This window comes from Ruegeria sp. SAZD011 (assembly GCF_059612545.1).
The window spans coordinates 215,383-229,459 of the sequence record NZ_JBXWQU010000026.1 but is presented as its reverse complement, the minus strand read 5'-3'; the positions used below and the strand labels follow the sequence as shown (position 1 = coordinate 229,459).

Below are 14,077 nucleotides of genomic sequence, written 5' to 3'. Positions count from 1 at the left end.
TTGCCCATGTGAAAGGAAAGCCATGCAAAGCTGACACCAACCTGTCGCATTCGGTTGAAGAGGAGAGGTACCCCATGCGGTTCCTACTGGTCGAAGACAATCTGAGCCTGGCTGCGGCTATCCTGGATCGGCTGCGCCTGGACGGGCATGTGGTAGATCATGCAGAGAACATCTCGGTTGCCGAAGAGTTTGTGGTAACGGCAGATTACGATTTGATTTTGCTGGATATTATGTTGCCCGATGGGGACGGTCGCACCTTTCTCAAGACGCAGCGCGATCATCTCAGCGAGACCCCGGTTATCGTTCTGACCGCGCGATCCGAGGTGTCCGACCGGGTCGGTGTTCTGGACCTCGGCGCCGATGATTATCTGACCAAACCTTTCGACTTTGCCGAGCTGGAGGCACGCTGTCGGGCGGTTTTGCGGCGGCGCGGGGGGCGCCCATCGAACCAGAAACGAATCGGGGCGCTGATCTTTGATCCACTCTCGGGAGTTCTGGAAGTCGCTGGTGTCGATGTGCCCCTGCGGAACAAGGAACTGCGGCTGTTGGAGATCTTTCTGGCCGCGCCGGATCAGATCTTTTCCAAGGCAAGACTGGTGGACCGGCTGTTTTCTTACGACGAGGAAGTGTCGGAGAATGCGATCGAGGTCTATGTGGCCCGGCTGCGCAAGAAGATCAGCGGTTCGGGGGTCGAGATTCAGACGGTGCGCGGGTTGGGGTACCGGATGCGGACGCAATGAGTGACAGTTTGCGCATCAGCGGTTCGATCCGCCGGCGGCTTACGATACAGCTGGTCGGCAGCGCGGCGGTGCTGGCGACGCTGCTGTTTCTGATCGTACAGACCTTTACCCGAGACCTGGCTGAAGAGACTCACGACCGCATCCTGCTGGCCTCGGCCACCTCGATCATGGACGCAATCTCGGTCCGGGCGGGAGAGGTGACCGTGGACCTTCCTTATGCTGCGCTGTCGATGCTGAGCAATGTCAGCGATGACAGGGTGTTCTATCGGGTCATGCTGGGGGCCGAAACACTGACCGGTTACGACGATCTGCCCGTACCCGAACCCGGGTCACGAGAAACCGGAGCAAGGTTCGACACGCTGGTCTACAAAGGCGAAACCGTGCGGATGGCAACGACGGTACGCTGGTTGTCGCGCAACGGGGTTTCCACGCCCCTTATCATCTCTGTGGCGCAGACCCGGACTGGACAGACCGAACGGCTGGCGGCCCTGACCCGGACCGCATTGTTGCTGGGGGCGGGCTTCTTTGCCGTGGCCGTTCTCTTGGCTGTCTGGACGGCGCAATCCTCGATCCGGCCGCTTCGGCAACTGGCGGGTATGGTGTCGCGTCGGGGGCCAACCGATCTGCGCCCGGTCACGCGCCCGGTTCCGGCTGAAATGGCGCCACTGGTCCGATCCCTCAACAGCTTTATCGACCGGTTGGGCCTGTCTCTATCGAGATCCGAGGATTTCATTGCCGAAGCGGCGCACCGGGTGCGGACTCCGCTGGCAACAGTGCGGACCCAGGCAGAGAATACCCTGCACCGGATCGAGCGACCGGAAAACCGGACTGCACTGCGCGAGATGATCCGTGCCATCGACGAAAGCTCGCGTGCGGCGGGGCAACTGCTGGATCATGCTATGGTGAGCTTTCGCACTGACAGTCTTGAACGCAAACCCTTCGATCTGGCCGAGCTGACTGCCGAACTGGTGAATCGGTTGCGGCCGGTCGCCGACCTGAAGGATATCGATCTGGAACTCGAGATGACGGGCGCGCATGCCATGGCGGGTGACCCGATCCTTGTGCAGAACGCGGTACGCAACCTGCTTGACAATGCGATCAAATATGCGCCCGAGGAAACCCGTATCACGGTATCGGTTCGGGGTGATGCGGCGGCTCATACCCTGTGCATCCGGGATGCGGCGGGCGGGTTTCCCGAGGATGAGATGGGCAGCCTGACCGAACGTTTCGTTAGAGGCCGCAATGCCGAGGGCACGGTCGGGTCTGGTTTGGGCCTGACCATCGCCCGCGAGGTGGCCGAGGCGCATGGCGGGCGGCTCGAGATCGCCAACACAAAGGATGGAACCGGCGCATGCGTCTGTCTGCACTTTCCCTCTGCTTGACCCTTTGGGCGGCTGTCGTCTGCGCTTTCGAGGTAGAGGAACACGCGCGTTTCGGTCCTGCCGAGGCGCGCGTTCTGCGCATCCTGTCAACGACGGATATCGATATCCTGCGCCCGCTGATCGATAGTTTTCTGCGGAGCCGTCCAGGGGTCGCGGTCGACTATACCGCAGCCAGCAGCGCTCAGGTGATGCAGGCCATTGTCACAGAGAATGCGCGGTTCGATCTTGTCCTGTCCTCGGCGATGGATTTGCAGATAAAGCTGGCCAATGATGGGTTTACCCGACCCCATCGTTCGGCCTGGACGCCGCTTGTCCCGGATTGGGGCAACTGGCGGGACCATGTCTTTGCCTTTTCACAGGAAACGGCCTCGGTTGTTCTGTCTCGCGCGGCCTTCGCCGGTGAAGAGCCGCCGCGCACCCGGCAGGATCTGATTGACCTGCTCAGACGCGACCCGGACCGGTTTCAGGGCCGGGTTGGCACCTATGACGTGACGGTCAGCGGTCTGGGATATCTGTTCGCGACCCAGGATGCACGAACAGCCGAGAGTTACTGGCGGTTGATGGAGGTTCTGGGCGGCTTGCAGGTCAGGCTGTATTGCTGTTCTGGTGAAATGATCGAGGCGGTGGCCGAGGGCCGTATCGACCTGGCCTATAACGTGTTGGGCAGCTACGCGCGGGCACGCACCGATCTGGCCGAGCGTATTCTTGTGGTCGAGCCCGAGGAATACACAAACATGATGATGCGCACTGCGGTCATCCTTGGCGAGGCGTCCGAGCCCGATCTTGCCGGTGCATTTGTCGACCACCTGATCGCGGCGGCCTGGTCCGACCCGCCTGCGCCTGACTATCCTTTTCTGGACCCGCCCGAGACCACTCGCCCGGTTGGGGCGTCTCTGCGTCCCATTGCGTTGGGGCCGGGATTGCTGGTGTTTCTGGATCGGCTCAAGCGGCAGCGGTTCCTGGAGGAATGGCGTAGCGCGGTTCAACAACAGTGATCGCCATGGGCGTGATAACCCGACAATCTTATATGTTATGCCTCTGTTAACGCCTCGCCTGATATCCCTGATTTCGGGTGATAAGGAAGGTGGTGGAGATGGGTGCGCATTCCAATGCGGCGCCGATCATCATCAAGAAAAAGAAATCGGGTGGTGGCGACGGTCACCACGGTGGCGCGTGGAAGGTGGCCTATGCCGACTTCGTAACCGCCATGATGGCTTTTTTCATGTTGATGTGGCTGCTGAACGCAACGACGGAAAAACAACGCAAGGGTCTGGCCGACTATTTCTCGGATTCGATACCGATCAACCCGGTGTCGGGAGGCGGCGACGGATCCTTTGGCGGTGACAGCATGTTCTCGGAAAACGCAATGGTTACGACGGGAACCGGCGGCGTCAATCGCAGGCGGGCCGATGCCAACCGGTCGCGCGGGTCGACCGGGGTTGACCGGCAGGGCGGCGAAGGCCAGCCGCTGGAAGAGTTCAAGACGCTAGAGGCCGCCTTGCAGGGGCGGGGGGGCGAGAGCCTGGTGTCCGAACAGCTGCGCAAGCATATCGTGACCCGCGTCACCGATGAGGGGCTGATCGTCGAACTGATCTCAACTGACGAATCGCCGCTGTTCGAAACCGGGACGGACCGACCCACCCAGTTGATGAAGGACCTTGCCAAGGTAGTGGTGCGCGCGTCGGAGCTGGTTTCCAACGGTATTGCCTTGGGTGGGCATATCCGGGCGCATCCGGTGGTTCTGGCGCGAAACCCCGCATGGGAACTGTCCACCGCGCGGGCCGAACGGACACGGGTCCTGTTTGAAGGCTTGGGGATGAAAGAGGAACGCATTCAACGTGTTACCGGGTATGCAGACCGCAAGCTGACAGACAAGAACCCGATGGCCGCGCGTAATGATCGCATCGAGGTCGTCTTTCTGCGCAGTTGAGAGTGTCGAGATAAGAGGAATTTTAGTTGTTAGCGCGCTGTTAAGCGGTCGGGCGTTACCTGTTGCATCAGTTTTACGTGATGCAGCAGAAAGGCGTATCCATGACCATTTCATCTTCGCTCAACGCCGGGGTTGCGGCGTTGTCCGCAAATGCCAACCGTCTGGCGTCGATCTCGGACAATATCGCGAATTCTTCCACCTACGGATACAAGCGGGTTGAAACGGATTTCCACGCCATGGTGAATGCCGGTGGACGTGGCAAATATACTGCGGGTGGGGTGCGCACGACCACACAGCGCCTGATAGATCAACGTGGTTCGCTGGTTTCCACCTCGAATTCGACAGACCTTGCGGTACGCGGGCGTGGCATGCTGCCGGTCATGCGCAGCTCGCAACTGGCCTTGCCTCAGCAGGATATGCTGCTGGCAACCACCGGGTCGTTCCGTACCGATGACGAAGGTTATCTGAAATCCGAGGCGGGTCTGGTCCTTATGGGATGGCGGGCCAATCCCGATGGTTCGATTCCGAACCTGCCGCGCGATACGTCGGACGGTCTGGAGCCAGTGCAGTTGAGCGTCAATCAGCTTTCCGGTGCCCCCACGACCGAGATGGTGCTGCGGATGAACCTGCCGGCCACCGCGACCGAAGCAGGCTCCGCCGGTGATACACAGCCGTTGTCGGTGGAGTATTTCGACAACCTCGGCAAATCCGAGAACGTGCAGATCGAGCTTGTACCGACGGTACCGGCGACCGGTGTCAGCAACGAGTGGACGATGATCCTCAGGGATACCGCGTCGGGTGGTGCGATCGTCGGCGAATACACCCTGACATTCTCGAGCGCGCGGACCGATGGCGGCACGCTGGCTTCGGTGACGGCAACGGCGGGTGGCGCATATGACCCAGCCTCCGGATCGGTGGTGGTGAACGTGGCTGGCGGCCCGATGGAGATCAACATCGGGCAGCTGGGCGCAACGGATGGCATCACGCAACTGTCCGATACATTCGCCCCGGTCTCGATCACCAAGGACGGAACGGCCGTTGGCACGATGAGCCGGGTCGAGGTGGATGAGAACGGTTATGTCTATGCGTTCTTCGACAACGGGGTGAGCCGCCGTGTCTTCCAGATCCCTCTGGTGGACATGCCCAACCCGAACGGCCTTGTAGCGCTGGACAGCCAGACCTACGAGCCCTCGCGCGAAAGCGGCACCTATTTCCTGTGGGATGCCGGCGACGGTCCGACGGGCGACCTGGTGTCCTTTGCCCGCGAGGAATCGACCACCGATGTGGCGACGGAACTGACCGCGATGATCCAGACCCAACGGGCCTATTCGTCGAGTGCGAAGGTGATCCAGACGGTCGACGAGATGTTGCAGGAGACCACCAACATCAAACGGTAATCCGCTTTTGGCCTGCACCCTGATCAAGGAGACCTGTAATGACCATCTCGGCCGCCCTCAATTCGGCTCTCAGTGGGCTGACCGCCGCAAGCCGCGCAACGGGGGTCGCGACGGACAATATCGCAAATGCACTGACACCCGGGTATGCCCGGCGCTCTCTGGAAGTGACCGGAAACACCATTGGCGGGGCCGGGGTCCGGATTGTGGGGGTGACCCGACAAGCGGACCCGGTTCTGATTGCCAACCGGCGCGGCGCCGATGCGGCTCAGGGTTATTCCGATACACTGTCTGCCTTTCACAACCGCCTGTCGCAGTTGGTGGGCGGGGTCGACGATCCGCGTTCGGTGCCAAATCTGATCGCCGAGTTTGAAAGCAGCCTGATCGCGGCAGCCGGCAATCCTGGGGCCCAGACCCGGCTGGATGCGGCTGCCACCGCGGCCTCTGATCTGGCACAGGCATTGAACGCAGCATCCGATGGGCTGCGCAGCGCGCGCAATGATGCGGATCGCAGCATCGGCCAGCAGGTCGACCGGCTCAACACGGTGCTTCAGAACATCGAAACCCTGAATGGGCGCATCCAGTCAGTCAAACTGTCTGGGGGGGACACCGCCTCCCTTCTCGATCAACGGCAGACGTTGATTGATGAAGCAAACACGATCGTGCCGATCAACGTGGTTGCCCGCGACCATGGCAGTGTGGCCCTGTTTACCGATGGGGGCGCGATCCTGCTGGACGGTCCGGCCGCACAACTCAGTTTTACCGCAACCACCCAGACCATGCCGCATATGACTGTGGATAACGGGTTGTTGTCCGGGCTGGAGCTGAACGGGACACCGTTGCGCATCAGCGGCTCTGGTACTGCAATCCGGGGCGGGACGCTGGCTGCGGCCTTCGAGATTCGAGACTCGCTTGCGGTCGAAGCACAAAAAGACCTCGACATGGTTGCGCGCGATCTGGTGGAACGGTTTGAGGCGCCAACACTCGACCCGACCATCGCACCAACCGACCCCGGTCTGTTCACCGATAATGGCGCCCGGTTCTCCGCTACGTCGCAAATCGGTCTGGCGGGCAGGTTGGAGTTGAATGCAACTGTCGACCCGAAGCAGGGCGGCCAAAGTTGGCGATTGCGCGACGGGTTGGGTGCGCTTGTTCCGGGGGCTCCTGGAAACGCAACACAGATCAATGCGTTTCACGAGGTACTGACGATTGGGCGTACGCTGCCGGATACCCGGTTTGGAACCGGCGCGATGAGCGCGTCGGGGGTGGGCGCGGCATTGCTGTCCCGGGTGGAGCAAAGTCAAAGCCTTGCAGCCGAACGGTTGGCCTTTGCGTCGGCCAGCCAGACCGAAATGCAGAGGCTGGAACTGGAGCAGGGCGTCGATACCGATGCCGAATTGCAGATGCTGATGCAGCTTGAACAGGCCTTTGCCGCAAACGCGCGCGTCATCGAAACGGTCGGCGACATGATGGATACTTTGTTGAGGTTGTAAGCTATGGCTATGAATTCACTGGGAGACTTGGCACAAAACTTGATGCTGCGAAGCTATGGAACCCGTATCCGAAACGAAGTAAACACGCTGACCCGCGAGCTGAGCACTGGCGAGGTCTCCGACATCTCCGGCCGGCTTCGAGGGGACTATTCGCATCTCGCAGATATGGATCGATCCTTGCGGCGCCTCTCGGCCCTTTCGACAGCAAATGCCGAGGCCAAGCTGATGGCATCTGCCAGCCAGACAAGCCTTGGCACCGTGGAAGAAACTGCCAGCGACCTGTCCGAGGCGCTGTTGGCGGTCTCGATTTCCAACCAGGCGGTCAGCCATGCCCAGGCGGGTGTCAAGGCGCATGGGGCGCTGGGCACGATGATCTCGGTCCTGAATACCTCTGTCGGCGGGCGCAGCTTGTTTGCCGGGATTGCGACCGATCAGGCGCCGCTGGCCTCTGCTGACACGCTTCTGTCGGAATTGCGAACGGCTCTGTCCGGTTTGTCCACGCCAGCCGACATCTTGCAGGCGGCGCAAGACTGGTTCGACGATCCCGCAGGTTTCGTCGCAACGGTCTACGAGGGGGCGGATCAATCTCTTGCACCAATCCAGGTGTCCGAGGATACGCAGGTCGCGCTGACCCGGCGCGCCGACGATCCGGCCTTTCGCGATGCGTTGCGGCTGGCATCGGTTGCTGCATTGGCCGAGGATCCAACACTCGGTTTGTCCGCTGAAACCAAGACCGCACTGTTCAAGCAGGTCGGCGTTGACCTTCTGGGCGCGCGTGATGGTATCGTCACGCTCCAGGCAGAAACCGGTGATGCTGAGGGCAGGATCGAAAAGGCCGCGATCCGAAACGGCGCTGCCAAGAGTGGCCTTGAGCTTGCTCGTGGTGAGCTTGTGGGTGCCGATCCCTATGAAACCGCAATTCGACTGGAGGCTGTGCAATTCCAGCTTGAGAGCCTCTACACAACCACCGTGCGCAACTCGCGCCTTTCATTGGTGAATTTTCTGAGATGACCCTGATCCGCTTGCTTGTCTGTTTCCTTCTTCTCCCCAGCCTGGTTCAGGCGGGGGCGGTCCGTCTGAAGGATCTTGTGGAATTCGATGGGGTCAGGGGTAACGATCTGGTCGGATATGGTTTGGTGGTGGGGCTGAACGGAACGGGCGACGGGTTGCGCAACGCCCCGTTTACAGAAGAGATCATGTCGAACATTCTCGAACGTCTGGGTGTCAATGTGACTGGCGAGGAGTTTCGGCCAAAGAATGTCGCAGCGGTCTTCGTCACGGCTTCGCTGCCACCCTTCGCAAGGGTCGGCAGTCAGATTGATATCACGGTATCGGCGATTGGCGATTCGAAAAGCCTGCTCGGAGGAACCCTGATCATGACGCCGCTGAATGCGGCTGACGGGCAAATCTATGCCGTTGCTCAGGGCACGGTGCTGGCCGGAGGCGCATCCGCCGAAGGCCAGGCGGCCTCGGTCGTGCAGGGCGTACCGACCTCCGGGGTGATCCCGGCGGGCGCTCGGGTCGAGCGCGAGATCGACTTTGATCTCGGGTCGCTGACCCAGCTGCGTCTGGCTCTGCGTGAGCCGGATTTCACCACCGCCGGCCGGATCGAGGCGGCGGTCAATTCCGCGTTCAACGGACGGGTTGCGATCATGCGCGATTCAGGCACCGTCGAACTGGACATTCTGGCCACGCAGGCGAGGTCGCCCGCGCATGCGATCGGCCGGATCGAGAATATTCTCGTCGAGCCCGAGCGAAAGGCACGGGTGGTGGTTGACCAGCGCTCGGGCACCATCGTGATGGGAGCGGATGTACGTATTTCGCGCGTGGCGGTCTCGCAAGGCAGCCTGACCTTGCGGGTCGAGGAAGCGCCGATTGCTGTTCAACCCAACCCGTTTGCCGAAGGTGACACCGTGGTCGTCCCCAGAACCACGGCTGAGATCGAGCAGGAACCCGGTATCAAACTGGCCGAGGTGCCCGAAAGCGCCTCGCTCTCCGATGTGGTCGCGGGCCTCAACGCGCTGGGCGTTTCGCCGCGCGACATGATCGACATTCTGAAAACCATCAAGGCGGCGGGCGCATTGCACGCGGAATTCGTTGTGCGCTGAACACTGTTCGGGATCGAGGCGGCCGACCCTTGTGATATGGGTCGGCTTTTTGGTTATTGCAGCGGTGTCACGTGCAACCAGGGCGCGAAACGCGAGGCGCGAGGGAAAAAGGATACCCGCCTGAGGGCGGGTATCCTGGGCTGGCAGCTTTTGTCTCGTGCTTACGGCATGTAGCTGCGAACCAGGGCGCTGGCGATAAGTGACCAGCCATCCGCCAGAACAAAGAAGGCCAGCTTGAAAGGGAGCGAAACAGTTGCGGGCGGCACCATCATCATGCCCATCGACATCAGAACGGCGGCGACGACCAGGTCGATGATCAGAAACGGCAGAAATACCAGGAAGCCGATCTGAAATGCGCGCGCGATTTCCGACAGCATGAACGAGGGGATCAGGACCGAGAGTGGAGCTTCGGGAGTCGCGGTCATTTCCGCGCCGTCGGGGCGCAGATCGGCCATTGCAAAGAACGTGTCTGCGTCGAGCCTTGCTGCCATGAATGCCTTGAAAGGGGCGATTGCCTGTTCCAAGGCCGGCTCCAACGCGAGTTCTTCGGCCATCATCGGCGCGATCCCCGAAGCCCATGCCTCGGTAAAGACCGGCTCCATCACGAAATAGGTCAGGAACAGTGCGAGGCTGACGATAAGCATGTTGGGGGGAGATTGCTGCAATCCGATCCCCTGACGGAGGATCGCAAGGACCGTGACCAGAAACGGGAAACAGGTGATCATGATGGCCAGCCCGGGTGCCAGGCTGAGCACGGTGATCAGAAGGATCAGCTGGATAGTACGGGCGGAGACCGACCCGCCCTCACCCAGAGAAAGGGAGATATCCTGCGCCGCTGCCGGCTGAGAGAGCAACAGACCCGCCAGCAGGATACAGAATGCAAGGCCAGGAGCTGTACGCCTCATCCCAGGTCGCTTGCCAAATCTGAGATTTCGGTCAGTCGGACTGCCAACTGCCCCGCTTGTTCCCCGGTCAGTTCTTCGAGTTGACCCCGCGCGACCAGCCGGTCCCCGACATAGAGATCGACCGGGTCCTCGACGCGTTTGTCGAGGGTCAACACGGCATTTTCTCCAAGTCCGACCAGGTCGCGGATCAGCGGTCTTGCGCGCCCAACCGAAACGGTGATTTCGATCGGTACCGAGTTGAAGGGGTTCTTTGCCTCGATCGGTCTTTGCGGGTCGCTCATGTCACGATACCTCTTTGGCCTGGTGCAGGAAGGAGTCCATCGCTTCGCCGATGGAGTTCAGCAGGGCCGAACAATCGATGTCCCGCTCGGCGGTGCCGATGCGCAGACAGGCTTGACCAGCCGGAAGCGATGATTCCTCGACCAGTTGGACGGGGAAGGAGAATTCTTCGGAAAGGATGGGTTTGAGGGCAGAGCTGACACCGGCGGGAACGATCAGCAGGGCCGGCTGCGAAACCTGCTCGCGTGCCATGGATTTGAGTTGTTCGACGATGTGATGCGTATAGCTCCGCTCCAACGTTTCGGGCAGAACCGTGCCGATCAGGCTCTCGAACATCGGCTCGAGGGATTGGGTCATCTGGCTTAGCGCCTCATGATAGGTAAAGGAGAGATCTTCCAGGTTGCGGGCGAGGGTGGCGTTCAATTGACCTTGTTCTTCGGAACGGGCCGAAACCGCATCGTCCCAACCGGCGGAATAGCCCTGTTCGAAAGCGGCGAGACGGACCTCTTCCAGTGTGTCCTCGTCCATCAGGCGGACACGGCTGGGGTCCATGAGGTTGATCTCGAAATCCTCTAGCAGGTGCGCGATGGTCATCAGGCTTTCTCCTCGTTTTCTTCCAACCAGCTGCGCAGGATCTCGACGGTTTCTTCCTGCTTGTCACCGATCATGGCACGCAAACGATCAACCGGTGTTGCGCCGCCATTGGCGAGTGCGGGAACCGCGCCCCGTTTCGGCGAAGCGGTACCCGGAAGTTGGGCGGTGCCGGGCGATCCGTCCTCGATCTCGCCGGTCAGTGCCGGGATGCTGGCCTGCGGGTTGCCCCCACCCGCAGGCGGTGCCACCGCCAGCAGGTTCGGGGCAGCAGCGGGCTTGGTCAGGATCGGCCGTACGACGAAAAGTCCCAGAACAAGCGTGACCAAAGCCAGGGTCGCCATCTGAATCAGCGACATCATGTCAAGAGCCAGCCCTCTCAACATCGAACCGCTGGCCAGTGTTCCCTGAGGCTCAAGGTTCGGCAGTTCCATGGACTTCAAGGTGATAACATCACCACGGGCCTGATCGAACCCAACCGCCGATTCGACCAGTTCTCGCAGCGCGTTCAGCTCTTCTTCGGGGCGCGGGGTGAACTGGCTGCTTCCGTCCTCTTCGGTTGTGGACAGGCCGTTGACCAGGACCGCGACGCTCAGCCGTTTGATGGCGCCGGGAGTGCGCAGGATTTCGGTCTCGGTTTCCGAGACCTCATAGTTCACCCGTTCGCGCGTCGCGCTTGTGCTTGAGTTCGATTCGTCTCCGACCGCGCCGTCGCCGTCTGGCAGGTTCGAGGCCACGGTGACATCAGAGGTTTGATTCTTCGAGGCGTCAGACCTTTCCTCGACATCGGTGCTGATCGCGACACGACCATTGGGATCGAACCGGCGCTCTCGGATCGATTCCGTCTCGGTCACCGTATCGAGACTGACCTCGACAATCGCGTTGCCGCGGCCAACCCGCGCCTCGACCAGGCGCAAGATCCGTTCGCGCATCAGTTGCGCCCGGTCTTCGGAGGTGCTTGATGTCGGGGCCTCGGGCGTGCCGATCACATTTCCATTGGAATCGATCACTGTGACGCCCTCGGCAGCCATGCCCGAAACCGCCGAGGCAACTAGGTAGCGAATCGCATTGGCCTGGGCAGGCGAGATCTCGGAGCCCGAGGAAACGATCGAAACCGAGGCGGTCGGTTCGATGCTGCGCTGAAACGGGTTGGACGAGCTGTTGGCGATATGCACGCGGGCTTGCGCCACATGAGGGCTGGCGACGATGGTCCGGGCCAGTTCTCCCTCTTTGGCCCGCCAGTACGCGGCATCGAACATCTGGGATGTAGTGCCGAATCCGCTCAGCGAATCGAGCAGTTCGTAACCACGTCCGCCGTTTGCAGGCAGCCCCTCGGACGCCAGCGTCAGGCGCAATTCATCACGCCGCGCAGCCGGTACATAGATTGCCCCGCCTCGCACCTCGTAAGGGACGCCCTGCTGTTCCAGCGAGCGCACCACCTCGCCCGCCGAACCGCTCTCCAACCCCGCATAGAGCAATTGCATGTTCGGTGACCCGGCCATTCTGGTCAGGCTCAGCACCCCCAGAAACACCGCGATGACAGCGCCAATGACGATGAACTGTCTCTTCTTGTCCAAACTTGCCCAGACATTTCTTATCTGCTGCACGTCTACCTCCGTCTTGCCGACCTTCTGCGCGGCGTACCTTCTGTTTCTCCGATTGGCCTTAACAATCGGTTAGTTCCTGCCGGGCTATTACGGTGGCTGAACCAAACACGAGGACGGCATGACGGACGCAACCGCCGAGGAGGTCGAACCGGAAAAGAAATCGGGCAAGAAAGGCCTGATCGTTGGGCTCGTTCTGGCTCTTGTCGGGGCAGGTGGAGGCTATTTCGCGACGGTCTCCGGCCTGATTCCCCTGGGCACAAAGCCAGCTGGTGACCATGCCGCGGCGAGTGTGGATCATGGGGTCGCCGCGCCGGATGCCCTGCCGGATGTCGCGTATGTCGACTTGCAGCCGATCATGGTTTCGTTGCTGGGAGAAGGTGAGCAGCGACACTTGAGATTTCATGCCCAACTCGAGGTGCCCGAGCAGTACCTCGCCGATGTCGAGAAAATAAGGCCGCGAATTGTCGACGTGCTGAATGGATACCTGCGCGCCATCGAGATCGGTGATCTCAATGATCCGCTTGCTCTGACTCGCCTCCGCGGACACATGCAGCGCCGCATCAATATCGTCGCGGGCGAAGGTCGGGTCAAAGACGTCCTCGTGATGGAATTCGTGCTGAACTAGGAGAGAGCCTTGGAACTGATTGCGGATATTCTTCTGGTCGCTGGCGCCTTGGGCGCCGGGCTTTACTGCTTTGTGCTTGGTCGCCGGTTGAAACGCTTCAACGATCTGGAAAAGGGCGTTGGCGGTGCGGTTGCGGTGCTGTCGTCTCAGGTTGACGAACTGAACAGAACACTGGCAGCGGCTCGCGACGCCTCGGACAGTTCGGGGGCCGCGCTGGGCGAACTGACCGGACGTGCCGAAGCGGTTGCGCAGCGGTTGGAGTTGATGATGGCGTCGATGCATGATGTCGCGCCCCCTCCCGCCGCAGCACCTCCCGAAGTTGTCAGGCACGAACCCAAGCAGCCCCGCACCGAGGAGACGAAACCAGCGCCTGCCGGTGTCATGTTCATGCGCCATGACCGGGGCAACAACGGGGCGGCGTCATGAAGGTAAAGAAATCCCGAACCACGACACGGGGTGGCGCCTTGCTGCTGATTTCGGTCCTGATGATCGGTTCCGCACTTATCCGGATCGGGCTTGAGGCCGGACCAGCGCTGGCGCGGGAGGGAGGTACAGAGTCGATGCAAGAAGCAGCGGACACGCAATCGCACGACTCTCCTGCCGAGGCGGATCTACATGCCCTTCTTGCCACGCTGCGACAACGAGAGGCGGACTTAAACCAGCGCGAATCGACCGCAATGGAACGGATGCGCGCGCTGGAAATCGCCGAGGTTGCGATCGACCGCAAGTTGGCGGACCTGACACAGGCAGAAGAGGCGCTGCGCGAAACCATGGCTGCGGCAAGTGTTGCCGCCGAGAGCGATCTAAGTCGCCTGACCGAAGTCTATGAAAAGATGAAGCCCAAGGAGTCGGCAGCATTGTTCGAAGAAATGGATGCCACATTTGCAGCCGGGTTTCTTGCTCGTATGCGGCCCGAAGCAGCGGCGGATATCATGGCCGGCCTCAGCCCAAAGGTGGCTTACACGATCAGCGTCGTTCTGGCGGGGCGAAATGCAAATGTGCCGACCGAATGACAACCGGAAA

At 60.9% G+C, this 14,077-nt stretch carries 15 protein-coding genes; 11 read left to right on the top strand and 4 right to left on the bottom strand.

Annotation, left to right across the window (positions count from 1 at the left end; translation table 11 throughout):
- Nucleotides 1-74: 74 nt before the first annotated feature.
- From AC2FLM_RS14405 to AC2FLM_RS14370, 8 genes are all read left to right on the top strand, one after another.
- Complete coding sequence (locus AC2FLM_RS14405; RefSeq protein ID WP_234139980.1) at nt 75-740, top strand: response regulator transcription factor; 666 nt, start codon at nt 75-77, stop codon at nt 738-740.
- Entirely contained in the window at nt 737-2,122 is a 1,386-nt protein-coding gene (locus AC2FLM_RS14400) for a sensor histidine kinase (protein ID WP_234139979.1), read from the top strand. The genes AC2FLM_RS14405 and AC2FLM_RS14400 overlap by 4 nt, the downstream gene beginning before the upstream one ends.
- Nucleotides 2,092-3,117, top strand: a complete 1,026-nt coding sequence (locus AC2FLM_RS14395) for an ABC transporter substrate-binding protein (protein ID WP_496858811.1) — start codon at nt 2,092-2,094, stop codon at nt 3,115-3,117. Before AC2FLM_RS14400 ends, AC2FLM_RS14395 begins: the two co-directional genes overlap by 31 nt.
- A 98-nt stretch (nt 3,118-3,215) precedes the next feature.
- Entirely contained in the window at nt 3,216-4,052 is an 837-nt protein-coding gene (locus tag AC2FLM_RS14390) for a flagellar motor protein MotB (RefSeq protein ID WP_234144636.1), read from the top strand.
- Between the two features lie 101 nt (nt 4,053-4,153).
- Nucleotides 4,154-5,449, top strand: a complete 1,296-nt coding sequence (locus AC2FLM_RS14385) for a flagellar hook protein FlgE (RefSeq protein ID WP_496858809.1) — start codon at nt 4,154-4,156, stop codon at nt 5,447-5,449.
- A 38-nt stretch (nt 5,450-5,487) separates the two neighbouring features.
- Nucleotides 5,488-6,939 carry a flagellar hook-associated protein FlgK gene (flgK, locus tag AC2FLM_RS14380; RefSeq protein WP_496858807.1) on the top strand — a complete coding sequence of 484 codons (1,452 nt, stop codon included), beginning with the start codon at nt 5,488-5,490 and terminating at the stop codon, nt 6,937-6,939.
- A 225-nt stretch (nt 6,940-7,164) separates the two neighbouring features.
- The gene (locus AC2FLM_RS14375) at nt 7,165-7,950 is read left to right on the top strand and encodes a flagellin family protein (protein ID WP_496858805.1); all 786 of its coding nucleotides are present in this window, start codon (nt 7,165-7,167) and stop codon (nt 7,948-7,950) included.
- Nucleotides 7,947-9,047, top strand: a complete 1,101-nt coding sequence (locus AC2FLM_RS14370) for a flagellar basal body P-ring protein FlgI (protein ID WP_234144632.1) — start codon at nt 7,947-7,949, stop codon at nt 9,045-9,047. Before AC2FLM_RS14375 ends, AC2FLM_RS14370 begins: the two co-directional genes overlap by 4 nt.
- A 161-nt stretch (nt 9,048-9,208) precedes the next feature.
- On the opposite strand, the gene fliP is transcribed toward AC2FLM_RS14370, so the two are convergent.
- Genes fliP through fliF form a run of 4 tightly spaced genes read right to left on the bottom strand, consistent with a single transcriptional unit; the run spans nt 9,209 to nt 12,429 of the window.
- Complete coding sequence (fliP, locus tag AC2FLM_RS14365) at nt 9,209-9,952, bottom strand: flagellar type III secretion system pore protein FliP (protein ID WP_496858803.1); 744 nt, start codon at nt 9,950-9,952, stop codon at nt 9,209-9,211.
- On the bottom strand, nt 9,949-10,233 hold the full coding sequence (locus AC2FLM_RS14360) for a FliM/FliN family flagellar motor switch protein (protein WP_496858801.1): 285 nt from the start codon (nt 10,231-10,233) through the stop codon (nt 9,949-9,951). Before AC2FLM_RS14360 ends, fliP begins: the two co-directional genes overlap by 4 nt.
- A gap of 1 nt (nt 10,234) precedes the next feature.
- Nucleotides 10,235-10,825 (bottom strand): FliH/SctL family protein, encoded by a 591-nt coding sequence (locus AC2FLM_RS14355; protein WP_496858800.1) that lies wholly within the window; start codon nt 10,823-10,825, stop codon nt 10,235-10,237.
- Nucleotides 10,825-12,429, bottom strand: a complete 1,605-nt coding sequence (gene fliF, locus AC2FLM_RS14350; protein ID WP_496858798.1) for a flagellar basal-body MS-ring/collar protein FliF — start codon at nt 12,427-12,429, stop codon at nt 10,825-10,827. The genes AC2FLM_RS14355 and fliF overlap by 1 nt, the downstream gene beginning before the upstream one ends.
- Nucleotides 12,430-12,547: 118 nt before the next feature.
- Between fliF and AC2FLM_RS14345 the strand changes: the two genes are divergently transcribed.
- Genes AC2FLM_RS14345 through AC2FLM_RS14335 form a run of 3 tightly spaced genes read left to right on the top strand, consistent with a single transcriptional unit; the run spans nt 12,548 to nt 14,067 of the window.
- Nucleotides 12,548-13,054 carry a flagellar basal body-associated FliL family protein gene (locus AC2FLM_RS14345; protein WP_496858796.1) on the top strand — a complete coding sequence of 169 codons (507 nt, stop codon included), beginning with the start codon at nt 12,548-12,550 and terminating at the stop codon, nt 13,052-13,054.
- A gap of 9 nt (nt 13,055-13,063) precedes the next feature.
- A complete protein-coding gene (locus AC2FLM_RS14340) occupies nt 13,064-13,480 on the top strand; it encodes a DUF6468 domain-containing protein (protein ID WP_234221807.1) in 417 nt (138 codons plus the stop codon).
- Entirely contained in the window at nt 13,477-14,067 is a 591-nt protein-coding gene (locus AC2FLM_RS14335; RefSeq protein WP_496858793.1) for a MotE family protein, read from the top strand. Before AC2FLM_RS14340 ends, AC2FLM_RS14335 begins: the two co-directional genes overlap by 4 nt.
- Nucleotides 14,068-14,077: the final 10 nt, after the last annotated feature.

What these genes read in the sequence shown, in the direction of transcription:
- AC2FLM_RS14405 (WP_234139980.1), top strand. Translation starts at nt 75, where the DNA reads ATGCGGTTCCTACTGGTCGAAGACAATCTGAGCCTGGCTGCGGCTATC.
- AC2FLM_RS14400 (WP_234139979.1), top strand. Translation starts at nt 737, where the DNA reads ATGAGTGACAGTTTGCGCATCAGCGGTTCGATCCGCCGGCGGCTTACG.
- AC2FLM_RS14395 (WP_496858811.1), top strand. Translation starts at nt 2,092, where the DNA reads ATGCGTCTGTCTGCACTTTCCCTCTGCTTGACCCTTTGGGCGGCTGTC.
- AC2FLM_RS14390 (WP_234144636.1), top strand. Translation starts at nt 3,216, where the DNA reads ATGGGTGCGCATTCCAATGCGGCGCCGATCATCATCAAGAAAAAGAAA.
- AC2FLM_RS14385 (WP_496858809.1), top strand. Translation starts at nt 4,154, where the DNA reads ATGACCATTTCATCTTCGCTCAACGCCGGGGTTGCGGCGTTGTCCGCA.
- flgK (WP_496858807.1), top strand. Translation starts at nt 5,488, where the DNA reads ATGACCATCTCGGCCGCCCTCAATTCGGCTCTCAGTGGGCTGACCGCC.
- AC2FLM_RS14375 (WP_496858805.1), top strand. Translation starts at nt 7,165, where the DNA reads ATGGCATCTGCCAGCCAGACAAGCCTTGGCACCGTGGAAGAAACTGCC.
- AC2FLM_RS14370 (WP_234144632.1), top strand. Translation starts at nt 7,947, where the DNA reads ATGACCCTGATCCGCTTGCTTGTCTGTTTCCTTCTTCTCCCCAGCCTG.
- fliP (WP_496858803.1), bottom strand. Translation starts at nt 9,952, where the DNA reads ATGAGGCGTACAGCTCCTGGCCTTGCATTCTGTATCCTGCTGGCGGGT.
- AC2FLM_RS14360 (WP_496858801.1), bottom strand. Translation starts at nt 10,233, where the DNA reads ATGAGCGACCCGCAAAGACCGATCGAGGCAAAGAACCCCTTCAACTCG.
- AC2FLM_RS14355 (WP_496858800.1), bottom strand. Translation starts at nt 10,825, where the DNA reads ATGACCATCGCGCACCTGCTAGAGGATTTCGAGATCAACCTCATGGAC.
- AC2FLM_RS14345 (WP_496858796.1), top strand. Translation starts at nt 12,548, where the DNA reads ATGACGGACGCAACCGCCGAGGAGGTCGAACCGGAAAAGAAATCGGGC.
- AC2FLM_RS14335 (WP_496858793.1), top strand. Translation starts at nt 13,477, where the DNA reads ATGAAGGTAAAGAAATCCCGAACCACGACACGGGGTGGCGCCTTGCTG.